The following is a 25,362-nucleotide window of genomic DNA, read 5'->3' on the forward strand; positions in this document are numbered from 1 at the left end:
GCATTCTCGGCAGCTAATACCCGAATCGTAGGTCGTTTCAGGGGGCTCGCAACAAAAACCGGGCGAAAATCCCCCGGCGGCGGAAATCCGCGCCGAGGGTGCTTTTCAATCAGAGGTTGCCGGCAGACATCTCTGAGGCAATGTGATCTGCCTGCCGGATGGCAAGCGCCACAATCGTGAGCGTCGGATTTTCCGCCGCACCGGTGGTGAATTGCGACCCGTCAGAGATGAAAAGGTTCGCAATATCATGGGTTTGACCCCATTTGTTGCACACGCCATCTTCGGGGTTTTCCGACATGCGGTTGGTGCCGAGGTTGTGTGTGCTGGGGTAGGGCGGCGTTGGGAATGTCCGCGTGGCCCCCACCGCGTCATAGACCGCAGCGCCTTGTTTATAAGCGTGGTTGCGCATGGCGATGTCATTGGGGTGATCATCGAAATGCACATTCGGCGCGGGCAGGCCGTACTGGTCCTTTACCTCATCGTTGAGCGTGACGCGGTTGCTCGCCTGCGGCATGTCCTCGCCCACAATCCACATCCCGGCCATGTTCTCATACTCATCGAGCGCCGAGGTGAATTCACGTCCCCAGGCACCCGGATCGAGGAATGCGGCCATGAAGGGTAAGCCAAGTGCGAGCGTTTCAAGCTCATATCCACCTACGAACCCACGGCTTGGATCATGACGCGACTCGTCTGTGATGATCCCGGCCATGGTCGTGCCACGCCAGAACTTCACCGGCTTGTCAAAGACCGCATAGACCGATCCCGTCATGTGGCGCATGTAGTTGCGGCCCACCTGATCAGAGCTGTTGGCCAGACCATTGGGGAACATGCTGGACGCGGAATTCAGCAACAGACGAGGGCTTTCAAACGAGTTGCCCGCAACACAGACAATCCGCGCCTTTTGCATCTGTAGATTGCCGTCGGCGTCGAAATACTCCACGCCGGTAACCTTGCCGCTGTCATCGTGCAGAATGCGCGCCACATGGGATTGCGGGCGCACTTCGAGATTGCCGGTCGCCTCGCCCTGCTCGATGTCATGGTAGCCCGCGGACCATTTGGCTCCCCACTTGCAGCCCTGAAAGCAAAAGCCGGTTTGCTGGCACATCTGCCGGTCGGTATTTTCAGCCGATGAAATGGCCATCCGACCGGTATGCACATCCTTGTATCCAAGCGCCTTGGCTCCTGCTTCAAAGACTTTGAAGTTGTTGTTGCCAGGAAGCCCTGGGCGGTCGCCTGTGCGGGTGACATGCAGCTTGTCTTCAGCCTTGGAGTACCAAGGGTCCATCTCAGCTGCATCAATCGGCCAATCCAGAAGGCTTGCGCCCTCAACATCACCGTAGGTGGTTTTGGCTTTCCACTCATGCTCCTGAAAGCGCAGGGACGCGCCCGCCCAGTGCTGGGTGGTGCCGCCCACGGATTTCACGATCCAGGCCGGAAGGCCCGAAAAGTCCTTGGCCACGCGCCAGTCGCCCGATGTGGTGCGCGGGTCAAGCCAGGCCAGTTGGCCAAAGCTGTCCCATTCATCATTGATGAAATCCTCGGGAAAATGCCGTCCGCCGGCTTCCAAGGCCACAACCGAAACGCCCTTTTGCGCAAGTTCGTTGGCCAGAACACCGCCGCCTGCGCCGGTGCCGATGATGACGACAACGCTGTCGTCGCTGAGTTCAAATGGTGCACTCATTGGTTAATCCTCCCTCAGCCGATCCACGAAATGTCATCAAAACCGCGGTTGATGTAGCCACCTTTGGAGAAGCTTTCGCCCTCATACCCAAAGATCGGCCAAACCGCTTTTTGATTGTAAAGCCCGGTCACGAGCCCGCCTCTGATGCGCTGGAAGAAGGGGTCATCCTCCATCGAGCGCAGCACATCCACGCGGTCGCGTTCCCAGCCGACAGCAGCGTAATCGGTGCCTTTCATGTCGTTGGCTGCTGCGTTCAGCGCGGCAATCCCGGCCTCAATACCTTCGGCGTTGTCGGCCGTGTCATAACCTTTGACGGCCGCCACGTAGAATTCATCGGCCACGCGGTCATGCGGGTAGATGTCGCGCGCCATTTGCACCAAGGTCGCAAAGCTTTCAGGCTTGAGTGCTTCAAGCTCTGCGGCCCAGGCCCCGTCGGCCCCCGCGATATAGCTTGTGCCCAACACGAATGCTCCCAAGGCGGTGGTGCCTTTCAGAAGCTCGCGCCGGGTCAGCGTTCTGAGCGATTTTGTTTGGGTACTCAACGTAATGTCCTCCCTAAGTCTGCGTGTTTTTTGATTGGTGGCAAAGGCCCGGGTCACGCCGCTCCGGTCCATTTGCGATTGGGTTATTTGAAACGCCCTGCGCGTTCGAGAACCTCGATCTCGTAGCCGTCAGGGTCCGCTACAAAGAAAAACTTGCCGACGAGTTCACCATCTGGGGCAAACTCTACAACCTTGCGAGGTTTAAGCCCGGCCTCGACAAAGCGGGCATGTTCGGCTTCGACATTCTCGACAGAAACGGCAAAATGCCCATATCCCGAGCCGAGCTCGTAAGGCTCTGTTTGGTCTTTGTTGACCGTGAGTTCCAGCTCGAATTCGGATTCCGAATTGCTGAGGTAAACCAGGGTGAAATTGGTGAAATCGAGCCGGTCAGCCACCTCCAGCCCAAATGCTGTCTTGTAAAATTCCAGTGACTGCGCCTCGTCGAGAACACGGATCATGCTGTGAATGGCTTTGGCCATGGGCTCCTCCGAACTGTGTGCTGTTCGAAGTAGCCTAGCAAGCTGCGCGCGTGGCGAGGTAGTAAACCGTTACTACACGGCGCAAAGACCAGGTCGGGCCCTACTCGGCTGCAATCTGATCCGTTTGAGGCGCGTTTTGCGCGTCTTGCCACACCAGGCACGTGCAGCGCAGCAGGGATGTGAAATTCTTGGGTTCCCCATGTAATTCAAGCACTTCGCCATGCAGTTTCGACACGAAAGCGGGCGTGGTTACGTCTTCATTTGCAGCGATTTCATCCAGAATACGCCAGAATGATTTTTCCAACCGGATGCTGGTGCTTTGCCCATTCAGGCGCATACTGCGGGTTTCGAGCTCATATCGTTCCGGGTCTTGCCCGGCGAACATACGGCACATGTGTCATCCTCCCATATGACCCATTGCGTTGATGCGACCATCATTCCGAGGATTTCACTACAAGGCAAGCCTGCTGTGTGTAATTCGCAGGCTCAAAGGGTAAAATCTTCGGTGTGCACCAAGATCCCGTCCTCAGAGTTGAGTACAATACCGTAGGCCCCTGGTTCATCTACCGAAATGTGGTGATCATCTGTCGTAAGGTGCATTGGCATTTGATGACAGGTGCTTTTGAACATGAAAACCGGGATGTTGCGGGTCTCATTGACGGTGAGGTTTCCGTGGATCGTGCGGTGAATATGCCCGGCCAGGATTTGCACAACGGAGCCATGCTGTGCCAGGCGCGCGGCCAGCTCAGACCGGTTGGCCAGCCCAATACTGTCCATGCCGGGAAATCCCGTCAGAACGGGAGGATGGTGCAGCCCCAGGATCACACGACGACCGTCGGCACTGGCGATCTCTTGGTCCATCCATTGAAGCCGATCTTCGCAAAGCCGCCCGCCATGCAGATTGTCGGCGTCCTCGTCCAAGGTATCCAGAAGGACCAGTCGTGTCTCATCGAGATCAATACTCTCTTGCACAAACCCTGTGTCCGTTACGGGAACACCCTGAAAAACATCAAGAAAAGCACTGCGCCTGTCATGGTTGCCCAATGTCAGGCTGACCGGGAGAGGGCAGTCGGAAAGAGCATCATGCAATCGCATGTATTCTTCCTGAGTGCCATGATGCGTTAAATCTCCGGTAATCACGATACGCTCTGCATCCGGGTGGTTGCTAAGCGCATGCTGCAGACCTTGCGCAAAGCGTTCCAGAGGATCGAGTCCGATAATCGTCTCGCCCTGCGGCACGATGTGAATATCGGTAAAAACCAAGAGCTTTTTCATGGACGCACCCAGCAAAGAAAAATCGCACGAACCTTGAAAGGATTCGCGCGACTTTGGAAGATGGTTTTGAAGGCTTACCAGCCTTCAGGGACTGGATTTTCCGACAGGATTTGCGAGAGCTGTGTTTTGGTGGCGTCATCCAGATGCGGCAGCATCACACGGGTGGTATAGTTGCCAAAGAGTTTGCCATCTGCGCTATACGTCCAATCCGCGATCTGCGCCTCAGAAAATTCCACCATGTCGCCAGCATGCTGACCGGGCATGCTTGTGGGCTCATTGGCCAGAATGCCAACGAAACCGTCGCCGCGCGGCGCGAAGGGCACGATCCAGATCACTTCGGATTGCTCGCTCTCGGCGTTGAATTCCACCTTCAGGCCAGCGCCCTCTATGGATTGCCCGTCCGCGCCTTGGGTATTTGCCAGAAACTGCGGCAAGGATATGCGTGCTTCGGCGATGGCAGACTGCATCTCGGCGTCCTGCTGGCCGAATTGTACAACATCATCTCCGGCCAAAGCCGCAAGAGGAAGAAATGCCGCGCATGCGATGCTGGCGAGAAAACGTGTCATCATGACCCTTTCTTACTGTACTCAATAATTTGGACCGGGCGGATACCAAGCCATTCGGGCCGGAATATGACGCGTCATTCAAATTCGATCAGCAAATCCTTGGCGTCGATCTGACTACCCGCCTGCACGTGCACGGCCTTAACCACGGCATCGCGTTCGGCATGCAGGCCTGTTTCCATTTTCATGGCCTCGATGGTTAGGAGCAGGTCGCCTGTGCTGACCGACTGGCCCGGATTGATCCCCACGGTCGCCACAACCCCTGGCATCGGCGCGCCGAGATGATTAGCATTGCCCACTTCGGCCTTTGGCCGCGCCTCAACAGTGGCTTTCACCCGACGATCCGGCACGCGGATGGTGCGCGGCTGGCCATTCAGCTCAAAGAAGACACGTGCCTGGCCGTCTTCCCGGGTCTCGCCCACCGCCACAAGTCGGATTTCCAGCGTTTTGCCCGGATCAATCTCGGCGGTGATCTCTTCATTGGTTTCCATGCCATAGAAGAAGGTTTTTGTGGGCAAGGTCCGCACGGGGCCATATTCGACATGGCGCTCCATGTAATCGGTGAAGACCTTGGGGTACATCATGTAGCCCATCAGGTCTTCCTCATCGATGCTCACGCCCAGTTTTTCCTCAACCCCGGCTTTCTCGGCTTTGAGATCCGCAGGCTCAAGCAAGGTTCCGGGGCGCACGGTGATCGGCTCCTCACCCTTGAGCACCTTTTTGACGATAGCCTCGGGGAAGCCGCCATGTGCCTGCCCTACATAACCCTTCATCAAGGTGATCACACTATCGGGGAAACTGACCTCGGTCTCGGGGTTCAGCACGTCCTCGCAAGTGAGGCCTTGGGTGACCATCATCAGCGCCAAATCACCCACAGTTTTGGCAATCGGGGTGACTTTGATCACATCGCCAAACATATGATTCACCTCGGCATAGGTGCGTGCGATGTCGTGCCAGCGATCCTCAAGACCCATGGAACGCGCTTGTGCTTTCAGATTGGTAAACTGACCGCCCGGCATCTCGTGCAGATAGACCTCAGAGGCGGGTGACTGCATGCCGGACTCGAACGCCGCGTAGTGGTCGCGCACCGATTCCCAGTAGTTCGAAATTTGCCGGATCGCGCCCACATCAAGCCCGGTATCCCGGTCCGTATGGCGCAGGGCCTCGACCACCGATCCAAGCGTAGCCTGAGAGGTGTTGCCCGAAAGCGCGTCCATTGCGCAATCCACCGCATCAACGCCAGCCTCAGAGGCGGCCATGATGGTGGCAATCGCGGTGCCTGCTGTGTCATGTGTGTGGAAGTGAATAGGCAGGCCCACCTCTTCCTTCAACGCCTTGAAAAGGATTGACGCAGTGGCCGGTTTCATCAAACCGCCCATGTCCTTCAGGCACAGGATATGCGTGCCTGCCGCCTTCAGTTCCTTGGCCATGTCGAGGTAGTATTTCAGGTCATATTTTGACCGGTTAGGATCGAGGATATCGCCGGTGTAGCAAATCGCCGCCTCTAGGATTTTGCCCGACTCGAGCACCGCATCCATCGACACGCGCATGTTTTCGGTCCAGTTGAGCGGATCGAAAACGCGGAAAATGTCGACGCCGACATCGGCAGCGCGCTCGACAAAGGCTTTGACGACATTGTCAGGATAGTTGGTGTACCCGACTCCATTGGAACCACGCAAAAGCATCTGCGTGAGCAGGTTGGGCATGGCTTTGCGCAGATCGCGCAGCCGCTGCCAAGGACATTCACCGAGGAAACGGTAGGCAACGTCAAAGGTCGCGCCGCCCCAGCATTCCATCGAGAAAAGCTGTGGTAAATCATGGGCATAGTTGGGGGCGGCTTCGATCATATCAATCGACCGCATGCGCGTAGCCAAAAGTGACTGGTGGCTGTCGCGCATGGTCGTATCGGTGATCAAAAGCTGCTTTTGCGCCGCCATCCAGTCGGCCACGGCCTGTGCGCCATCCCGCTCAAGGATCTGCTTTGCCCCGTCCGAAATCTCGGTGTTGGCAGGCTTCGGTGCGCGTGGCAGGGCCAGATCCGGGCGCGGCAGAGGGCGCCCTTCGACTTCGGGGTGCCCATTGACCGTGATGTCGGCAATATAGGTGAGAACCTTGGTGCCCCGGTCGCGCCGCGCCTCGAACTCAAAAAGCTGTGGCGTCGTGTCGATAAACTTGGTTGTGTATTCGTTCGACAGGAAGGTCGGGTGCTTCAGCAGGTTCTCGACAAAGGCGATGTTCGTCGACACCCCGCGAATACGGAACTCGCGCAGCGCTCGGTCCATCCTTGCAATGGCCCCCTGAGGCGTCTGCGCATGCGCCGTGATTTTTACCAGCAGCGAGTCGTAATAACGCGTGATCACACTGCCCGAATAGGCCGTGCCGCCATCAAGCCGGATGCCCATGCCTGTTGCTTCACGGAAGGCGGTGATCCGGCCGTAATCGGGGATGAAGTTGTTTTGCGGATCCTCGGTCGTGATCCGGGTCTGGATCGCGTGGCCATTGAGGCTGATCTCGTCCTGGCTTTGCTTGCGCGTGGCCTCGGCCAGCGTCTTACCCTCTGAAATCTTGATCTGCGCCTGCACGATGTCGATGCCGGTCACTTCCTCGGTGACGGTGTGTTCCACCTGCACACGCGGGTTCACCTCGATGAAGTAAAACTGGCCAGTGTCCATATCCATCAGGAACTCAACGGTGCCTGCGCATTCGTAATTGACGTGCTTGCAGATCTTGTAACCCAGCTCGCAAATCTCGGCGCGCTGTGCGTCACTGAGATACGGGGCAGGGGCGCGTTCCACGACCTTCTGGTTGCGGCGCTGCACCGAGCAGTCGCGCTCAAAGAGGTGGTACATATTGCCATGCGTGTCGCCGAGGATCTGCACCTCGACGTGGCGCGCCCGGATGATCATCTTTTCCAGATAACCTTCACCATTGCCAAAGGCGGCCTCGGCTTCGCGGCGGCCTTCACGCACCTTTTCTTCAAGCTCATCGGCCGAATTGATGGGACGCATGCCGCGTCCACCGCCGCCCCATGATGCCTTGAGCATCATCGGATAGCCGATTTCATCGGCCTGCTTGCGGATAAGGTCCATGTCATCGCCCAGAACCTCAGTCGCTGGGATCACCGGCACACCAGCTTCAATCGCCACTTTGCGGGCGCTCGCCTTGTCTCCAAGGGCGCGCATCGTTGCGGCGCGCGGACCAATGAAGGTGATGCCATTGGCCTCGCAGGCATCCACCAGTTCAGGGTTTTCCGATAAAAGGCCATAGCCAGGGTGGATCGCATCCGCGCCGGATTTCTTGGCCACGCGGATGATCTCGTCAATCGACAGATACGCCGCCACAGGCCCCAGCCCCTCGCCAATCCGGTACGCCTCATCCGCTTTAAACCGGTGCAAGCCAAGCTTGTCCTCTTCGGCAAAGACGGCCACCGTGCGCTTGCCCATCTCGTTGGCAGCCCGCATGATCCGGATGGCGATCTCGCCCCGGTTGGCAATCAGGATTTTGTTGAATTCGGCCATGGCCAGTCCCTCGGTCTTTTACGTTACGGCAGCCTGCGCCTTGACGCAGAGCACGCTGCGATGCAGCGCTTTTGCGCAGCTTGTAAGATTTGTGAAAGGTTTGCGCAATCCGGCTTTCTGGGTATGGTCCGTACTGAGCGTATTTTTCACCTTGCCGGGTAGCGGGACTACCCGGATGTATGAAGCCGTGTATGGGCCTCAAGCGGTGATGAGATACCGAGTTGACCCATATTGGCCTCAAGGTCGGATTTGAGAATATGGACGAGGTGATCGGGGCCTGTTTCACCCAAAGCAGCCAGGGCATAGTGCCAGGCCCGACCCATCATCACCATATCCGCGCCCAAGGCGAGGGCGCGCAGGATATCCAGCCCGCCTTCCACACCGCCATCCAAGATGATCGGCAGTTTGGTGGCCATGCGTATGGCTGGAAGCATCTCAATCGTGGCCGGGGCGGCGTCAAACTGTCGCCCGGCGTGATTTGAGATCCAGATTGCATCAATTCCTTCGGCTTCCAGCTTGGGCACTTCGGCTGGATCCAGCACGCCTTTGACCAAAAGCGGCCCCTCCCAATTCTCACGCAGCCAGCGCAGATAGTCCCAGTTGGGGGAGGTGCGCAGCAGGTAACCTGCATGTTTGTTCGACGGTAACCCTTTGGTTGCAGGGGTATAATCGTCAATCAGCCGCATCCGCGGCATGCCTCGGCTCGCCATGCCCATGGCCCAGGTAGGGCAGAGGGCAATCTGCGACAGGATACGCGGCGTGATCTTGGGGGGTTGCGTAAGGCCCGAGCGCACTTGGCGTTCCCGGCGGCTGCCCACGGGCACGTCCACGGTGAGGACAAGCGTCGAAAACCCGGCAGCCTTGGCGCGTTTGAGCATATCGGCGCGGATTTCGGGATCGCGCGGCGGGTACATCTGAAACCAGGCATGCTCACCCAATGCCGGTGAGACATCTTCGGGGGTTTGACTGGCCACAGTAGATAAAGTGTACGGGATATTGGCCTTGGCCGCGGCACGCGCCAGCTTTTGCTCCGCCCCTGGCCAGATCAAGCCAGACATGCCAACAGGCGCAATTCCCACGGGTAAATCAAAGCTTTGACCAAGAAACTCGATGCCCGTAGACACCTCTGGCTCCCCGTGTAAGATCGAGGGCATCAGCATGACCTCATCCAGCTTGGAGCGATTACGCCGGGTCGTGGCCTCAACACCCGTGCCACTATCGAGATACTCCCAGACAAAATAGGGAACACGCCAACGTGCTTTTGCACGCAGGTCTGCGAGGGCGGGGTATCGGGCGTCGAGTGACATGGGCTGAGCGATAGCAAGGGAACGCGGGCGCGAAAAGCGAAAACAGCCAGTTTTGCCGATTCGAAGGTTAACGGGCTTATTTTGAAGAGATTCCCACGTCGGTATTACATCGGTATCACGTCGGTATTGCGTCGGTGCCCGGCGTTCAACGCGCATGAGTTAACGCCGCGTTGCACCTGCAACAGGCATCGGCAACAGGTCCTGACGTATTTGCGGTTTTCAGGCTGTCAACTCTTCGAGCATCGCACGGGATTGGCGACACTTGGCCAGACCGGGACGTGTCACGAAGTAGATCGTCTGCCCACCATACCGTGCGCCGCACGAGACAGATTGTTCAGACAGCCCCCCATGTTGCGTAGGAAAGTCGAGCAGCAAAGCATCCAGCGCATTTGACCAGATCAGCTCGACATCGTCTGACACGCATGTATCGCGCACATAAGCCGACAACGCGTCGGATTGGCGATGCCAGTTGGCAGGAATGTGCGGGATCAGGGTCTTTGAGATGCCAACGCTCAGTTTCCGGCCGTTCAGGGCAGGTGCGATCTTTTCCGTGGCGTCTGTGAGAGTGTCAAACGCCTCTGAGATGCTCGGCAGATAGGCTGCACCCTCGCGGGTCAGAAGCAACCCCTGAGGCAAACGCCGAAAGAGCGAAATTCCGAGGGATGCTTCGAGCCGTTTGACCTGTTGGCTGACAGCACCCGGTGTGACGCCAAGCTCCCCAGCGGCAGCCTTGAAACTCAGATGCCGGGCGGCGGCTTCAAACGCTTTGAGGCCGTTCAAAGAGGGAAAGCGATAGGTCATGTTCAGGATCCTCCGGCTTTGAATTCTGTGCAGGTTTAACACAGGCGCATCCTGTCGAAGGCTTAGATTTTCTAAGTCTGTCACGCAGATCTTGTCGTTTGCGGCGAAAGGCCCTCGTGCCGTTAGTGGCGCAAAGAACGACAAGAAGGAGCCAAATATGACCATCAGATTTAACACGCCTGCAAACTGGCCCACACGCGGGCGGCCCTATCACCACGGGGTTGTGCAGCCTGTGGGCTGCACACTCCACATCACAGGCCAAGTCGCTTGGGACAGTGTCGAAAACATAGTGGGTGCGGGGGATTGTGAGGCGCAGGCGCACCAGTGTTTTGACAATGTCGAAGCCGTTCTTTCGGCCGTTGGGGGCCGCATGGACGACATCGTTTCGCTGACAGTCTTTTACGTGGACCCCGCTGACGTCCCCACCATCCAAAAGGTACGCGCAGACCGGCTTGATGCCGCGCATGGGCCGGTCAGCATTCTGATTCAGTGCGCCGGGCTGGTTGATCCGGAGTTCCTAGTGGAAGTGATCCCCGTCGCCGTCATCCCGGAGGATCGATTTCAGGATCCAAGAGCGTAGCGAGGAAAGGGCAATCTCATGGAGGACGAAAAGGCCAAAGCGCTTTTGGTGCAGGCTATCAAAGATCGCGGGACAATATATCTCGAGGTCTTTCGCGAGTTGTCAGACCGCTTTGATCAGGCCACTGCCATTGAAGTGATGCGTGCCGCGAGTGGGGCGGTGGGGCGCAAAGTGGGTCAAAGCCTGTCGCATCTTGCTCCGGATGATTTTGAAGGCATGGCTGCGATTTGGGCCTGTGCGCTGGATTGCAAACTGGCCTATGCGGCGGACCTGAGGCGATTGGACGACACCGGATTTGAGGTCAAGATGATGGCCTGTCCGCTCAAACAATCCTGGGTCGAGGCAGGGTGCAGCGAGGACGAGATTTGCACGCTTTTGCACTGTGCCTCGGCCTATGATGAGGCCGCTTTGGAGGCCGCCGGGTTCGACTTTGACCTGGAACTCTGGGCGCCGGGCAAGGAGGGGTGTTGCCGCACAGTGGTGCGGGAGAAAGGGTGAGATATTTCAACGGAACACAAGGCGAACATTCACTTTAACTTTTTCTTCACCCGCGTTATCGTCGCGCCATGAGCAGTTTTGACGAATCCGAGGCGTTTGAAACGGCCTCTCTTTCGGCGCGGGCGATGGCCGCGCGACCGATGCCATATCTCGATGACCTCAATCCGGCCCAGCGTGAGGCGGTGGAAACGCTGGAGGGGCCGGTGCTGATGCTGGCCGGGGCAGGGACGGGCAAGACCAAGGCGCTGACCACGCGGATGGTGCATCTGCTGAACACAGGGACGGCGCGGCCTAACGAGATTTTGGCCGTCACCTTCACCAACAAAGCCGCGCGAGAGATGAAGAACCGCGTGGGCCGGATGATGGGCGAGGCGGTGGAAGGCATGCCGTGGCTGGGCACGTTTCACTCGATTTGTGTCAAGCTGCTTCGCCGACATGCCGAACTTGTGGAACTGAAATCAAACTTCACGATTCTCGACGCCGATGACCAATTGCGCCTGCTCAAGCAACTCGTCGCGGCGGCCAATATCGACGACAAACGCTGGCCCGCGCGGCAGCTGGCCGGGATCATTGACCAATGGAAGAACCGGGCCTGGACGCCGGAGAATGTGCCCGCCTCAGAGGCCAGCGCCTATGACGGCAAGGGTGTTGTGCTATATGCCCAGTACCAGACCCGCCTGATTGAGCTAAACGCCGTGGATTTCGGCGATCTGCTGCTTCACATGGTCACGATTTTCCAGACCCATGACGATGTGCTCGCGCAATACCGCCGCTGGTTCCGCTATATCCTCGTAGACGAATATCAGGACACCAACGTGGCGCAGTATCTGTGGCTGCGGCTCTTGGCGGGGGGGCACAAAAATATCTGCTGCGTCGGCGATGATGACCAGTCGATCTATGGCTGGCGCGGGGCGGAGGTGGGCAATATCCTGCGGTTTGAAAAGGATTTTCCGGGCGCACATGTGGTGCGGCTGGAGCAGAATTATCGTTCAACCCCGCATATCCTTGCTGCGGCGTCGGGTGTGATTGCGGAGAACAAAGATCGGCTAGGCAAGGAGCTTTGGACTGAAGCAAGAGGTGGAAAGAAAGTTGGCCTAATGGGTCTCTGGGATGGTGAAGAGGAGGCGAGGTGGGTCGGAGAACAAATTGAAGACGCTCAGGCTGGCCTTGGTCGTTTCAAGTATCGAGAAAATCCTAGATCAATCACCATAGAACAAGAGGCGGAACGCTTGGCGAAAGGTGGTGTGGTCTCAAAGAACGTGGAAGGCGATATTCACCAAGTAAATTTACAGCGCGCGGAAGCCTTAAGCCCTACTGGAAAGGACAACTTACCACTACCAAAAACCTATAATTTGGACGAAATCGCCATCCTCGTGCGCGCCAGCCACCAGATGCGCGCCTTCGAGGACCGGTTCCTCACCATCGGCTTGCCCTATCGCGTGATTGGCGGGCCGCGGTTCTATGAGCGGATGGAGATCCGCGATGCGATGGCTTATTTCCGGCTTGTGGTGTCGCCTGCGGATGATCTGGCCTTCGAGCGGATTGTGAACACCCCAAAGCGCGGCCTCGGTGACAAGGCGCAGCAGAAAATTCAGATGACGGCCCGGCAGAACGGGGTGTCTTTGCTGGAAGGCGCGGCGATCCTGCTCGATGAGAAGGGGATCGGTGGCAAGGGCGCGACCGAACTGGCCAAGCTGATCGATGGGCTGCGCCGGTGGGGGCGTCTGGTGGGCGACCAGAAGCTGAGCCATATCGAACTGGCCGAAATGGTGTTGGACGAGTCCGGCTATACAGAGATGTGGCAGAACGACAAAACGCCCGAAGCCCCCGGGCGGTTGGAGAATCTCAAGGAATTGGTATCGAGTTTGGAGAAATTTGAGAACCTCCAGGGCTTCCTCGAACACGTGAGTCTGGTTATGGAAAACGATGCGGGACAAGATGGCGAGAAGATCAGCATCATGACCCTACACGCGGCCAAGGGGTTGGAGTTTCCCGTCGTATTCCTACCCGGCTGGGAAGATGGTCTTTTCCCCTCGCAACGCAGTATGGATGAAAGCGGCCAAAAGGGTCTCGAAGAAGAGCGTCGTCTGGCTTACGTTGGCATCACAAGGGCGGAAGAGATTTGTACCATTTCCTACGCAAGTGACAGAATAATCTATGGCCGTCGGCAACCGCAGTATAAGTCGCGTTTTATCGATGAGCTGCCCGAAGAACATATTGACGACTTGACTCCGCCAGGTATCTTCGGAGGTGGCTATGGGGCAGTTGGGATGGGGGATCCCTTTGGCTCAAACATCGAAGACCGCGCGGCGGAGGCCAATGTTTACAATTCCCCGGGCTGGAAACGGCTTCAGGCGCGGGCGGCGGAACGGCCGCTCAGCCAGCCGAAGGAAAGCCGCAACATGGTCATCGACGCGCAGGCCATCAGCGCTCACACCATGGGAGAGCGCGTGTTTCATCAGAAATTCGGCTACGGCGCGATCATTGGGATCGAGGGCGACAAGCTGGAGATCGACTTTGAGAAAGCGGGCGTGAAGCACGTTGTCGCACGCTTTGTTTCAGGCGCGGATGACATTCCATTCTGACACTAGCACGAGTCTTTCCTTGAAATTCGCCCCTACCTTTTTCCCAAAATTGCGTGCAAACTGACTGCCTCGTCTGAGGGGATGCGCAATGCGATGGTTTTTCTACACAACTGTGCTGCTTGCTTGGACCGGTTTGGCGGCTGCACATTCCAAGATGGACGAAACCATGCCAGCCGATGGGGCGACGCTTGATGCGGTGCCGCAAGAACTCGTTTTGCGGTTTGAACAGGCGATCCGTTTGGTCACAGTCAAGATAACCCACGCGGATGAGCATTCCGAGCCGTTGAAATTGGATGAGCAGACAGAGTTCGACACGGAGTTCAAGCTGCCGATGTCCTCGATGGGCACGGGCCGGTACGAGGTTGAATGGCGCGGTCTCGGCGAAGATGGGCATATCATGACAGGCCGGTTCGGCTTTGATGTCCAATAGCGCATGGTGGATGTCTGGACGGGTCTTCTGGCACTGAACACTTTGGGGCTTTATGCCTGCGCTTTGGTGTCTTTTGGCTCTGTCCTGATTGGTTTCGCGTTCACCCGCCTCCTGCGTCGACCTTATTACCGCGACCTCACGCTGATCTGGGCCTTGCTGGGTGTGATCCTGTCGGCGAGCGACCTCGCCTTGCGCGCCGCAGCTCTGACGGGGACGGCGTCGGGTGCTATGGACCCCGAAATGCTCAAGCTTGTTTGGAGCACGTCCGTGGGCGACGCGGCCCTCTGGCGTGTGGCTGGTTTTGCGCTTTTGCTGGTTGGTGCGCTTTTGGGCCGGATGGGCAGTTGGCTGGCGTTGTCAGGCGGCGTTCTGGTGATGTGTTCTTTCACGCTTCTGGGCCATGTGGCCGAGCGGGAGGCGTTTTGGCTGCAGCTGGTGCTTTATTTTCATCTCAGCGCCGCTGCGTTTTGGGTTGGTATCCTGGGGCCGTTGCGCCGTCTCGCGCTCGACCGGGAGAAGCTGGATGTCGCGGCCCAGCTTGGGCACGGGTTCGGGCAAGCGGCGATGGCGGTCCTGCCGGTGCTGGTTGCAGCTGGGCTTCTCATGGCCTGGCAACTGTTGGAGGGCTGGGCTGCGATGATCACCCCTTACGGCCTGATCTTGTTGACCAAAATTCTGGTCGTCGCCCTGTTGATGGGATTGGGCGCGGCCAACAAAATGCGCCATGTCCCGGCGATGTTGCGGGGTGATACCCGTGCGGCGGACGCGCTGGCACGCGTGATCCGCAAAGAGCAGGTGGTTGTTGCACTTGTTCTGGCGATCACCGCGATGCTGACGGTGATTATCGGTGCGCCAACTTAAGCCTCGCCAAAAACACCCTCAAACGTTTTCTTTAACGCCACGTCCACATCACCCATCGTGACGGGCAAGCCGAGATCCACCAGTGACGTGACCCCATGCTCGGAAATCCCGCAGGGTACGATCCCGTCAAAGTGGCTCAGATCCGGTTCGACATTGATGGAAATGCCGTGAAAGCTCACCCATTTGCGCAGGCGGATGCCAATAGCTGCGATCTTGTCCTCGGGCTTGGCCCCCGAGGCGGTGAGCGGTTTGTCATTGCGCACAACCCACACACCCACGCGACCGCAGCGAATCTCGCCGGTGACGTTGAACTGATCCAGCGTTGCGATCACCCAGCGTTCCAGTTGCTGCACAAATGCGCGCACGTCCCGACCGCGCCGCCCCACATCCAGCATCACATAGACCACACGCTGTCCGGGGCCGTGATACGTGTACTGCCCGCCACGTTTGGTCTCAAAAACCTCGAACCTGTCCGGATCGGTCAGATCAGGCGCTTTGGCCGATGTTCCCGCGGTATAGAGCGGCGGATGCTCCAGCAGCCAAATGGCCTCTGGCGCGGTCCCTTCGGCGATTCGCGCCGCGCGTGCTTCCATCGCCGCTTCGGCCTCACGATAGCCGATAAGCCCATCAGAGACGTGCCATTGCACGATATTTTGAGCGGATTGCAGCGGATCAGGCAGGAGCAAGGCGGGATTCTTTCGTTTCAGCGGCAGGAACTGTGCTAGGCTCACAGCAATTTAGAGTTGTCTATTAAAGGAGACCGGGGATGTTTTCAAAGCGTGTTGCCATCATTTGTATAGCTGGAGCGGTGGGGATCACACCCGCCACGCAATCCGCAGCCGATTTTGCAGATGGGCTTGTTGGCGGGGTCGTCGGCGGCGTTGTGGGCGGTGTGATCGTTAATGAGGGGATCAAGAACCGCGAACGCCAGCGTCAGCAGCAGCGCAATGTTGTCACAAAGCGTGCACCTTCGAGCTATAACAGCGCGGCCCGTGTGGCGACGCGCGAAGAGCAGGTGGCGCTGAACTACTTTGGATTTCCCGCAGGCACACCCGATGGTGTGCGCGGGCGCAATACCCGCAACGCCATTTCGCAGTATCAGGCGCATATGAGCTATCCCATCACCGGGCGGCTTGCCCCCTATGAGCGTGATTTCCTGGTTGGGTCTTACTATCGCGCTCAATCCGGTGGTGCCGCAACAACACAACTGATCGCGCAGCGCGGGCAGGGCACACGCGGCCTGCTCTATGCCTATCGCGATGAAGCGGCGGGCGGATCACTCAACGGCACAGTGGCTGCGACGGACAACAGTGGCACCATCACCACTGCACCTGAAACCAGCCTGGCCGCGACAGAAGACAGTGGCTCTTCACTGCCAAATCTCTTTGGTGAAGCGGCTTCTGGCCCGTCACTGGCCTCGCATTGCAGCCGGGTCAGCCTCGTGACCAATTCCAACGGTGGCTACGTCACGCAAGCAAGCATGACCGACGCCAGCTTTGCGCTCAGCGAACAGTTTTGTCTCGCGCGGACCTATGCAATTGCCGATGGCGAGGAATTGGCGACACGGGTTGAAGGCCTCAATCAGGCCTCGTTGGAGCAGCAATGCGCAGCCTTTGGTCCTGCGATGAAGAAACAGCTTACCGCGCTGTCGCTGCAACCGCAGGAGGCAGTTCTGTCGGATGTGAGCAAGTTCATTCTGGACACCGGCATGGACCCCGCACAGCTCTCGGGCACAGCGCGCATTTGCCTGTCCGTGGGATACCGCACCGATGCGATGGATGTGGCCGCAGGTTCGGCTTTGCTCCTGACGGCGCTGGGCGAGCGCGGGTATGCGGAACTCCTTGGCCATCACCTCAATGAGGGCTTCGGCACCGCCCGTCGTCCCGATCTGGCCGTGAGCTGGTATGAGACCGGCATCTCAGCGGTCGAGGCCAGCGGCAAGCCGATTTTCGTGCCGGGTGACGCAGGCCGCACAGGCCTTATTCGCAAGGCTGTTTATCAGGCCAATGGCGTGGACGAGAAAACCCAGAACCTGACCGGCGACGGGGAAGACACCGTGCAGTCGGTCTCGACATTGCCGACATTCAGCATCTCTGAATAACCCAAATCCGCCCTTGCGCCATTTTCTGGCGCAAAGGCCCTTCACAAGGTGCAGCGGCGTTGTTATAGCGTCGCGCACCAATCACGATGTGCGGTCGTGGCGGAATTGGTAGACGCGCAGCGTTGAGGTCGCTGTGGGGTAACACCCGTGGAGGTTCGAGTCCTCTCGACCGCACCATGAAAACAATTTCCCCCCGTTTCAGTGCTGGCGATTTGGGAGTCCTTTTTTCAGGGTTCTGGTGTCAATGGGCGCATCTGTGGCGCAAGTGGAAGCCGAAGTTGAAAGTTTTGACTGAGCCAGAGACTGATAGCGACTTGAGCCTGATTGGTGCTCAGACCCTGCTGATAGGCCAACACAAGTGCTTTATCATCAGTAACAAATGAATTTCCCAATGGACGTTTTTTGATCCTGCCACATTTGTAGTCTTGGAAAGTGTCGCACTTAAATCGCGAAGGATGTCGTTCATTTGTCTTCTTTTGATACATCAAACTTATCCTCGACGAGGTCTTCTATAAAACTGTCGCACGATTTGCGCCTCGTTCATTCAGACGACCCCGACACACACGATCTGCGATTTCGGAGGGTATTGGTGCTGGCGGTCAACGTGACCACTGTCGTCCTATTGTTTGCTGCGATGGCGACTTTTCTATCGTATGGCGGCCTGATTTGGATCGAATGGGCTATGCTGGCGGCATATGCTTTGACCCTGCCGTGGCTTTCAATTGGGCTTTGGAATGCTGTGATTGGTCTCTGGCTGGACCGAAAATATGCACGTGATGCAGCGACAATTGTTAATCCTGCATTGGCGCGGATTTCAGGAGATGAGCCAATCAGCAGCAGGATCGCGGTCGTGATGCCATTGCGAAACGAAGATCCTGCGCCGTCTTTGCAGCGATTGCGAGGCCTGCAAGAGGACCTGGCAAACACGGCTTGGGTCAAGCATTTCGATTTCTATGTCCTGAGTGACACTGACGACCCCAGCATAGCACTACGTGAAGAAGCCGGGGTTGCGCAGTGGCGCCGCTGCTATCCGGATGTTTCGATACAGTACCATCGTCGCAACTGTAACGCAGGGTACAAGGCTGGCAACATTGCAGAGTTTCTTGACCGAAGTGGCGCAGACTATGACTTTTTCCTGCCGCTTGACGCAGACAGTATGATGGGCACGGACGCTGTTCTGCGTCTTGTGCGGGTCATGCAGGTGTCTCCCGAGATCGGTATGTTACAGAGCCTTGTAACAGGGTTGCCGTCCAAGACTTTTTTCACGCGCGCGTTCCAGTTTGGTATGCGCCATGGCATGCGATCCTACACACTGGGGTCAGCATGGTGGCAAGCGGATTGCGGCCCAAATTGGGGACACAATGTTCTTATTCGCACTGCGCCTTTCCATCAGCATTGCATGTTGCCCAAACTTCCGGGAAAGGGAGCGCTTTCGGGTGATATCCTGAGCCACGATCAACTCGAAGCAGCGCTGATGCGGCGCGCGGGTTACGAAGTTCGTGTCTTGGCGGAAGAAAGCGAAAGCCATGAAGAGAACCCGCCCAGCTTGGCCGATTTCATTCGGCGTGAACTGCGTTGGTGCAATGGCAATATGCAATATCTACGTCTGCTTGGTCTTCCTGGCTTGGCGACGCTTAGCCGTGTACAGCTTTACCTTGCGATACAGATGTATGTCGCAGCGCCTGCCTGGATGTTGTTTGTGATCCTTGGAGCAAGCATGGCCGCCTTGCCCGAACAGTTCGTTGGTGCACCGCTTTGGCTTGGTGTGAGCCTCTTTGCCACCTTGCTTGTGCTCAATCTCATGCCCAAGCTTATGGGACTGGCTCAAATCCTTTCAGACAAAGAGCGCGCCGCGCCCTACGGTGGGCGCGGTTTGGTGTGCGCAAGTGGCATTGTTGAAATTCTTGTTTCAATGCTCATGGCGCCTATCGTTGCTTTTGGATTGAGCTTGTTTCTCGTTGGATTGGTTTTCAATCGGCGCGTTGGCTGGGACGCACAGCAGCGCCACCGCGACCGGCTTGAATGGAAAGAAGCTGCGCGCGTTTTATGGCCTCAAACACTGGCTGGTTTCGCTCTAACCGCATGGCTTGCTGTTTTGGTGCCTTGGGCCCTGATCTTTGGTGCGCCGATGCTAATAGCGCTTGGCTTTTCCATTCCCATTGCCGTGATTACGACATCGCCAAGCTTGAGCCGCTGGTCGGTGAAAAACGGAGTGTTCGACATTCCAGAGGATCGTTCGCCAAGCGTTGGACTCGAGATTCCTCCTAGAGCCGATATTGCATAAGCTTGCCACCGTACCTCAATGCGGCATTTTACAGTCAAGCATTACATCGGAACCTAGTGAATACGCTCGCATCTTCGGCCTTATAGCATTTGCCAGCATTTCGCTTGGGCTTGAAAGCGTAATACTCTGCGGACCGTCTCCAATGAGCAGTGGTGCTATTCCCACATGAAGGCGGTTCAAAAGACCATTCTCCAAGAACTTTGCGATAGTGATACCGCCGCCTTCGACCAATAGCGTGGAAAGACCCTCGTCACGCAATGCTGTTATGATCTCCCGTGGGTCTATTGTGCCATTCTTGAGCTGTAACCGGATTACTGTAACACCAGCCGGTCTTGGTCTGTCCACGGACTGAATCACAATGCGTCGGGTTCCGTCGCGACGAAACAGGTGCACATCATCGGGTAACCGACCTCTTGGATCTATCACAATGCGAGCTGGGTTTTTTCCTTCGCACAGTCTTACGGTCAGACGGGGGCTATCGTGTAGCGCTGTACGCACACCGATGACGACACCATCCACAAGAGCACGCATCCGGTGCAAATGCTCGAGTCCATCTGGTCCGGATATGTCACGCGCATCACCTGTGACAGTCGCAATGCGACCGTCAAGAGACTGTCCTATTTGAGCCAGGGTGAAGGGTCCTCGGTCACGTCGTGCCAGCGGCGTGTAGAGATCAAGGGCTGCTCTTTCCCCGCTGCTCCAGTTGTCTTGGCAGGAACATGTCGTGTTGTTCCTTATATGCAGCAGATGGCTCCATATTTTGTCAGTCACTTGTACCAGCATTTCACTCTACTCTTAAGATATGTGTGTGGGCTTGGCCAACATGTCGACATGGCCAATGACACAGTCGGTGTCACTTAGATTGTCCTGCCGAGCGCGACACCAATCAGTTGCGTTTTTCACGCCTGCATCAGTGGCTGCCTGCGCAATTCCTTCAATCAACTCAAACAGCAGTTTTTCGTTGCCGGGACCGAGTTGCCACGGGCTGTCGGCGCAATTGACTTTGAACCCTGAGTGTTGGAAAATTTCAGCGGAGCGTTCTGCGGCGTCTGGACCGAGTGCAGGACCAAAACCCTTGTCGGTGCGTTGATGCGTGTTGAACGCTAACCTGATCTCTTCATCAAGCTGACCGACCGGCGTCCAGTTCATCGTCCCTTCATAGTTCAGCGACGCATAGAATGGCACGTCAAGCTTTGGAACCAGCGCATTCACCCAGGCCTCGGACACCAAATCCAACAAAGCTGAAGCTGTGACCAACGTAACGCCTTCAAGCGGAAGTGCTTCAATCTCGTTGAGATCCAACAAGTGGGTTTTGGCAGTCGATCCTATCTCTGCGGCTGCTCGATCCAAAAGTTCTGAATCGCTGTCGACCAATCGCCACTGTGCGTTGACCGGTAACACGTCGGAAAACGCGCGTGCAGTGGCGCCTGTTCCACAACCCAGATCAAGAATGACCGGGTTTTGTCCTGCCCATAGCGCTGCTTGGCGCAGTAATTTTTTGTCGCGCGCTGCATGGTCCGCAGGTTCGCGCAGAGCCAACCATTCGGCCGAGAAACTCATGCTTGGATGTCTCCCTCGTACCAAGCGCGCGCCACATGGCTCTCATGAAGCAAGACCCTCGCACGTTTGACCCGGCCTTGATCGGCCAGTTTGCCTGATCGTATCTGCTCAGCAATTTGCTCAAAAATATGGTGGCAAAGAAACTCAGTTGTTGTGAATTTTCCCTTGAACTGTGGATGTTCATCCAAATTCTTGTACCGCAGAGGTGCAAGCGTTTCTGCCAGAACTTCAGTCGCCAGGCCAATGTCTACAACCAGTCCGTGTTCGTCGATCTCTTTGGTGAAAAACGCGGCATCAACGGTAAATGTTGCGCCATGCATCCCTTGTGCCGGACCGAAGACCTCGGAAGGAAGTGAATGCGCAATCATGATATGGTCACGAACTTCAACAGCAAACATGTGTTTTCCCTATTTTGAAGTGTAGCGGACGCGATGACAAAGTGTGTCGGGATCAGACAGAACCGAACCGTAAACCTGTGGCAGCTCTTCAAACATAGTTTCCCCGGAGATCAGCACATTGAGGGCTGGATCACACAACAGCTCAAGAGCCTTGCCTATACGTCTTTTGTGGCTCCAGCGTGGACGGCGTTTGGGGGACACTTGTCCAACTTGCGAACTGATGAGGCTCACGCGACGGCTATGAAAAGCACCACCTAGAGGTGCAGCGATGGTGCCCGCGCCGTACCAGCTTGCCTCGATCACCTGAGCCTCGTTTCCAGCGCAATCAATTGCGGTTTGCAATCCCGCAGCAGATCCGGACAGATGTATGACAATATCGCATAATTGCGGAGCTGTGTCCGGCATCGTAAATTCGCAACCCAAACATGATGCGACGGTCGAACGATCTGGATTGATATCTGCCAGCGTGACCTCTGTCCCGGGTATCCTTGCCGCAAGATACCCCGCCAGCGCGCCAACAACACCTGTTCCGATGACCAAGATTTTGTCCCCGGGTCCGGCGTTGGCATCCCAAAGAATGTTGAGCGCCGTTTCCATATTTGCGGCCAATACTGCTCGCTCGGGCGGCAACGCTTCGGGGAGTGGATGGAGCATGGTGTCAGGCAGGCGAAACTCTGTTTGATGGGGGTGCAGGGCAAAAACGTTTTGGTCCCTCAATTCACCTTCCAAAACACGCCCCACAACACTGTAACCGTATTTGACAGGATGAGGGAATTCACCCTCTTGCGCTGGGCCACGCATTCGCGAAAACTCAGTTTCGGGCACGTTTCCCTCAAAAACCTTTCGTTCCGTCCCGCGGCTGATGCCCGAGTAGAGCGTGTCGACCAACACGCCTTCTCCAAGCGCGGCAGGACGGATATCTGCTTGCGCCGAACCGACACACCAAAGAGCCCTTGCTGACATGTCAGGTCGTTGTCTCAGTTGGCATTTTCAGGCGTGCCGGAGAACAAAAATGCATCATGGATTTCCTTATTTGTATCTAAACTTAGTACGGAAAGGCTCGCGTCAAACACCTTGTGATGCGTAGCGCAAAGAGGCAGAAAAGGCGGGAAAGAGTTCGGGCACTGCAGTGACAATCGTGCCGCTCTCTTCCGGGCGTTCATCTTGTCGCCAACCCTCTACATGCGCGCCTGCCTCGCGCAACAGAACAAGCCCGGCCGCAATGTCCCAAAGTTGAAGCCGTCTTTCCCAAAAACCGTCAAGACGCCCGGTTGCGACATAGCATAAATCCAGCGATGCAGCGCCCATGCGCCGCAAACCCGCGCAATGTGGCATAAGTCTCGCTATATCAGATGCGTGATCTTCGATATGCGTCATTGCGCCGAATGGCACGCCCGTGCCAAACAGAGCGTGAGACATGTCTCGGGTTTGAGCGACTGAAACCGGCTCATTGTTGAGCCATGCGCCTTTGCCAATTTGTGCGGAGAAAGTTTCCTGACGAATGGGGTCGTGTACCACACCCAGGGTGAGTTCGCCTGCGTCCTCAAGCGCAATCGAAATTGCCCAATGGTCAAGACCACGCAAAAAATTCGTTGTACCATCCAAAGGATCAACAATCCATCGGCGCGGACCGGCCTCACGCGTGCCGGTTTCTTCTCCCATCCAGCCATCCTCTGGAAAAGCACTTAGAAGCCGCTGACGCAAGTAACGCTCCGAGGCGCAGTCTGCTTGGGAAACAAATTCACCAGCTGCTTTGCACAAAACCGAAAGCTTTTTGCGCTCGTGCCAATACTCAATCAGGATTTTCCCTGCTTCTTGCGCGACTTCTTTTGCAAACGAAATGTCATCACCCGTCATCGCACCAGCCCTTTAATGCTGACGTCAGAGTGACTTGCCGCAGCACAGTGTCGACAAGTTTGACGGTGCCAGCCCAAGTCGGTAGTGCCGCTCCGGCCTGCGCTGATGCCGACGCCATTTGAGCCCGGTATCTGTCATCGCTCAGTGTTTGGGCCAGCGCGTCAGCAAAGGATGATGGGTCTTCTGGCGGAACAATAATACCTGCATTCGTCGCCACCGTGTCTGAAACTGCACCAGCTTTGCATGTCACAATCGGCAGACCGTGGAACATAGCTTCGTCGAACACCAGCCCGTAACCTTCATACCGCGTCGCAAGCGCAAAAACACTGGATTGGGCATAGAGCTTCGACAGATCTTTGTCTGAGACACGACCTGCGAGTGTCACACGCTCGTCCAAACCCAACTCTGTCACCAAGTGCGCAAGCTCCGTGGCGTGGTTGGCGTCTATTGCCTCTCCCGCAATTACCGCTTTCCACGAGAGTGGTGTAATGCGTGCGAGCGCTTGGATGAGTATGTCATGGCCTTTGCGCGGTACCTGAATGCCCACGGATAAAATCAGAGGCGGATCAACTTTGGCGGCTGGCCACCTGCTGTGGTCTGTTCCTGGTTTTGCGATGGTTATCCGCGCTGCGTCGACTTCATAGTCTGACACCAAGACTTTAGCTATATGTGGACTGGGAACGAGAACATGTGAAACTTGCCTGAGATTTCGGCGCTCTGATTTCAAAAATCGTGTTTGCTCTGCGCTAGAATGCCCGGTTTCCAAGGCCAAAGGATGATGGATCAGTGCAACTATGGGGGACCGGATTGAACGCATCACCTCAGGGTCAAATGCACCAAGTGCAAGACCATCAACAATGATCGGCTGATCGCCCGCCGTTGCAAGCTGGCGTGCCGCGTCGGACAAATCATCACGCGTCGGGTTTGGGAAGGACCCTCCGAGCTGAAGAAGCGTGATGCTCCATCCCGAGTTACGCAGTCCGCAGATGAGTTTGCGGTCATACTTGTAGCCGCCTGTGAGTGCAGAGACATCACCAGGGATGGCAAAAGCTGCTTTGCGCATAGGTCTTGAAGAGGGTTTAGCGACGTTATGAGTCATCCAGTTGTTTGGCGCTCTTTTGCTTTTGTGTGACACTGAACCCTACTTGGATTGTAGGACATGAGCTTGCATCCTTTGGACTATCGGCAACACAGAAAAGGCTATGCGCATGACAACCAATAGCGTTTGGTAGCGCGGAAGTATAATAAGGAGGATGCGTTTCGACGTGTCCTCGCTAAGATTTGAAGTTCGCTCAAAGAGCAAAAGTATACACTGAGTTTGACGGTCGTGCGTTGTGGTCCGGGGACGATGTTTCACCAGGCTGGTCGACAATCCTGAAAAAGGTATAACTTGAGGAGTTCACATGAGAAATTTCACTGCTTTCGCCGTAGCCGCCGCGCTCGCGACATCTGCACAAGCCGACATGGCGCGTTATGAGCTTGATCCGACCCACACCGCGATCTACTTCAAAGTTGATCACATTGGATACGCCAAGACGCTTGGAGTATTCACTGGCCTCAGCGGCAGCTTCTCGTACGATGACGAAACGCAAGAGCTGAAAGATGTGAACGTGACAATTCTCGCTGACAGCGTCAACACCTTCAACGAGGCGCGAGACGGGCATGTGCGCAACAAGGACTTTCTACATGTGAGCGAGCACCCCGAGATCACATTCGTTGCCTCTGGTGGTACACCAACTTCGGACACGAACGGAACCGTAACAGGGGACCTTACCATCTTGGGGCAAACTCAGCCTGTCACGTTAACCGTCCAACTCAACAAAGTTGGGGAATACCCGTTTGGTCATAAACGCGAAGTTCTGGGGCTTTCAATGAACACGTCAATCAAGCGCAGCGATTTTGGCATGACCTATGCGGTTGATAACGGGCTGGTTGGTGACGAGGTCGCGATCAATATCGAAACCGAAGCCATGAAGATGGAGTAAATCGCAAAACCTCGTCAGCCAGCGATCAGCTGACATCCCGAACGGCGCGGCAAAACC

Annotated in this window: 24 protein-coding genes and 1 tRNA gene; 9 read left to right on the forward strand and 16 right to left on the reverse strand. The window is 56.5% G+C overall.

What is annotated here, in order from left to right:
• Positions 1–109: 109 nt before the first annotated feature.
• From RZ517_RS06870 to RZ517_RS06910, 9 genes are all read right to left on the reverse strand, one after another.
• Positions 110–1,681: a GMC family oxidoreductase gene (locus RZ517_RS06870; RefSeq protein WP_338550720.1), complete on the reverse strand. Its 1,572-nt coding sequence runs from the start codon at positions 1,679–1,681 to the stop codon at positions 110–112.
• Positions 1,682–1,695: 14 nt separating this feature from the next.
• Complete coding sequence (locus RZ517_RS06875; protein ID WP_338550721.1) at positions 1,696–2,223, reverse strand: Twin-arginine translocation pathway signal; 528 nt, start codon at positions 2,221–2,223, stop codon at positions 1,696–1,698.
• Between the two features lie 83 nt (positions 2,224–2,306).
• A complete protein-coding gene (locus RZ517_RS06880; protein WP_338550722.1) occupies positions 2,307–2,702 on the reverse strand; it encodes a VOC family protein in 396 nt (131 codons plus the stop codon).
• Between the two features lie 100 nt (positions 2,703–2,802).
• The gene (locus RZ517_RS06885; protein WP_338550723.1) at positions 2,803–3,096 is read right to left on the reverse strand and encodes a ribbon-helix-helix domain-containing protein; all 294 of its coding nucleotides are present in this window, start codon (positions 3,094–3,096) and stop codon (positions 2,803–2,805) included.
• A 92-nt stretch (positions 3,097–3,188) separates the two neighbouring features.
• On the reverse strand, positions 3,189–3,977 hold the full coding sequence (locus RZ517_RS06890; protein WP_338550724.1) for a phosphodiesterase: 789 nt from the start codon (positions 3,975–3,977) through the stop codon (positions 3,189–3,191).
• 74 nt (positions 3,978–4,051) lie between these two features.
• Positions 4,052–4,543 carry a YegJ family protein gene (locus RZ517_RS06895; RefSeq protein ID WP_338550725.1) on the reverse strand — a complete coding sequence of 164 codons (492 nt, stop codon included), beginning with the start codon at positions 4,541–4,543 and terminating at the stop codon, positions 4,052–4,054.
• Between the two features lie 74 nt (positions 4,544–4,617).
• Positions 4,618–8,058 (reverse strand): pyruvate carboxylase, encoded by a 3,441-nt coding sequence (gene pyc / locus RZ517_RS06900; RefSeq protein ID WP_338550726.1) that lies wholly within the window; start codon positions 8,056–8,058, stop codon positions 4,618–4,620.
• Between the two features lie 167 nt (positions 8,059–8,225).
• Positions 8,226–9,365 (reverse strand): alpha-hydroxy acid oxidase, encoded by a 1,140-nt coding sequence (locus RZ517_RS06905; protein WP_338550727.1) that lies wholly within the window; start codon positions 9,363–9,365, stop codon positions 8,226–8,228.
• A 219-nt stretch (positions 9,366–9,584) separates the two neighbouring features.
• Entirely contained in the window at positions 9,585–10,166 is a 582-nt protein-coding gene (locus RZ517_RS06910; RefSeq protein ID WP_338550728.1) for a LysR family transcriptional regulator, read from the reverse strand.
• A 157-nt stretch (positions 10,167–10,323) separates the two neighbouring features.
• Here RZ517_RS06910 and RZ517_RS06915 point away from each other — a divergent pair, with 157 nt between their 5' ends.
• The 5 genes from RZ517_RS06915 to RZ517_RS06935 all read left to right on the forward strand — a co-directional run bounded on the left by RZ517_RS06915 (position 10,324) and on the right by RZ517_RS06935 (position 15,120).
• Positions 10,324–10,746: a RidA family protein gene (locus tag RZ517_RS06915; protein WP_338550729.1), complete on the forward strand. Its 423-nt coding sequence runs from the start codon at positions 10,324–10,326 to the stop codon at positions 10,744–10,746.
• Between the two features lie 18 nt (positions 10,747–10,764).
• Positions 10,765–11,244: an L-2-amino-thiazoline-4-carboxylic acid hydrolase gene (locus RZ517_RS06920; RefSeq protein ID WP_338550730.1), complete on the forward strand. Its 480-nt coding sequence runs from the start codon at positions 10,765–10,767 to the stop codon at positions 11,242–11,244.
• Between the two features lie 68 nt (positions 11,245–11,312).
• On the forward strand, positions 11,313–13,829 hold the full coding sequence (locus RZ517_RS06925) for an ATP-dependent helicase (protein ID WP_338550731.1): 2,517 nt from the start codon (positions 11,313–11,315) through the stop codon (positions 13,827–13,829).
• A gap of 88 nt (positions 13,830–13,917) precedes the next feature.
• Positions 13,918–14,259 (forward strand): copper resistance CopC family protein, encoded by a 342-nt coding sequence (locus tag RZ517_RS06930; protein ID WP_338550732.1) that lies wholly within the window; start codon positions 13,918–13,920, stop codon positions 14,257–14,259.
• Between the two features lie 3 nt (positions 14,260–14,262).
• Positions 14,263–15,120 carry a CopD family protein gene (locus RZ517_RS06935; protein WP_338550733.1) on the forward strand — a complete coding sequence of 286 codons (858 nt, stop codon included), beginning with the start codon at positions 14,263–14,265 and terminating at the stop codon, positions 15,118–15,120.
• Here RZ517_RS06935 and lipB read toward each other — a convergent pair.
• Complete coding sequence (gene lipB / locus RZ517_RS06940) at positions 15,117–15,806, reverse strand: lipoyl(octanoyl) transferase LipB (RefSeq protein ID WP_422395565.1); 690 nt, start codon at positions 15,804–15,806, stop codon at positions 15,117–15,119. The genes RZ517_RS06935 and lipB overlap by 4 nt on opposite strands.
• An 80-nt stretch (positions 15,807–15,886) precedes the next feature.
• Between lipB and RZ517_RS06945 the strand changes: the two genes are divergently transcribed.
• The 3 genes from RZ517_RS06945 to mdoH all read left to right on the forward strand — a co-directional run bounded on the left by RZ517_RS06945 (position 15,887) and on the right by mdoH (position 19,505).
• Positions 15,887–17,221 (forward strand): peptidoglycan-binding domain-containing protein, encoded by a 1,335-nt coding sequence (locus RZ517_RS06945; protein WP_338550734.1) that lies wholly within the window; start codon positions 15,887–15,889, stop codon positions 17,219–17,221.
• A 90-nt stretch (positions 17,222–17,311) separates the two neighbouring features.
• A tRNA-Leu gene (locus RZ517_RS06950) sits at positions 17,312–17,398 on the forward strand.
• Positions 17,399–17,810: 412 nt separating this feature from the next.
• On the forward strand, positions 17,811–19,505 hold the full coding sequence (gene mdoH, locus RZ517_RS06955; protein WP_338550735.1) for a glucans biosynthesis glucosyltransferase MdoH: 1,695 nt from the start codon (positions 17,811–17,813) through the stop codon (positions 19,503–19,505).
• 15 nt (positions 19,506–19,520) lie between these two features.
• Here the strand turns inward: mdoH and RZ517_RS06960 are convergent, their stop codons facing one another.
• The 6 genes from RZ517_RS06960 to RZ517_RS06985 form a co-directional block, all read right to left on the reverse strand.
• Entirely contained in the window at positions 19,521–20,288 is a 768-nt protein-coding gene (locus RZ517_RS06960) for a RibD family protein (RefSeq protein ID WP_338550736.1), read from the reverse strand.
• A 12-nt stretch (positions 20,289–20,300) separates the two neighbouring features.
• The gene (locus RZ517_RS06965; protein ID WP_338550737.1) at positions 20,301–21,065 is read right to left on the reverse strand and encodes a class I SAM-dependent methyltransferase; all 765 of its coding nucleotides are present in this window, start codon (positions 21,063–21,065) and stop codon (positions 20,301–20,303) included.
• The gene (locus RZ517_RS06970) at positions 21,062–21,463 is read right to left on the reverse strand and encodes a 6-pyruvoyl trahydropterin synthase family protein (protein ID WP_338550738.1); all 402 of its coding nucleotides are present in this window, start codon (positions 21,461–21,463) and stop codon (positions 21,062–21,064) included. Before RZ517_RS06970 ends, RZ517_RS06965 begins: the two co-directional genes overlap by 4 nt.
• Positions 21,464–21,472: 9 nt before the next feature.
• Positions 21,473–22,426, reverse strand: a complete 954-nt coding sequence (locus RZ517_RS06975; RefSeq protein WP_338550739.1) for a zinc-dependent alcohol dehydrogenase — start codon at positions 22,424–22,426, stop codon at positions 21,473–21,475.
• Positions 22,427–22,528: 102 nt separating this feature from the next.
• Positions 22,529–23,320: an inositol monophosphatase family protein gene (locus RZ517_RS06980; protein WP_338550740.1), complete on the reverse strand. Its 792-nt coding sequence runs from the start codon at positions 23,318–23,320 to the stop codon at positions 22,529–22,531.
• Positions 23,310–24,383 carry a glycosyltransferase family 4 protein gene (locus RZ517_RS06985; protein ID WP_338550741.1) on the reverse strand — a complete coding sequence of 358 codons (1,074 nt, stop codon included), beginning with the start codon at positions 24,381–24,383 and terminating at the stop codon, positions 23,310–23,312. The genes RZ517_RS06980 and RZ517_RS06985 overlap by 11 nt, the downstream gene beginning before the upstream one ends.
• 340 nt (positions 24,384–24,723) lie before the next feature.
• On the opposite strand from RZ517_RS06985, the gene RZ517_RS06990 reads away from it, so the two are divergent.
• Positions 24,724–25,305 (forward strand): YceI family protein, encoded by a 582-nt coding sequence (locus RZ517_RS06990; RefSeq protein WP_338550742.1) that lies wholly within the window; start codon positions 24,724–24,726, stop codon positions 25,303–25,305.
• Positions 25,306–25,362: the final 57 nt, after the last annotated feature.

This window comes from Roseovarius sp. S88 (genome assembly GCF_037023735.1).
GTDB classification, from domain to species: domain Bacteria; phylum Pseudomonadota; class Alphaproteobacteria; order Rhodobacterales; family Rhodobacteraceae; genus Roseovarius; species Roseovarius phycicola.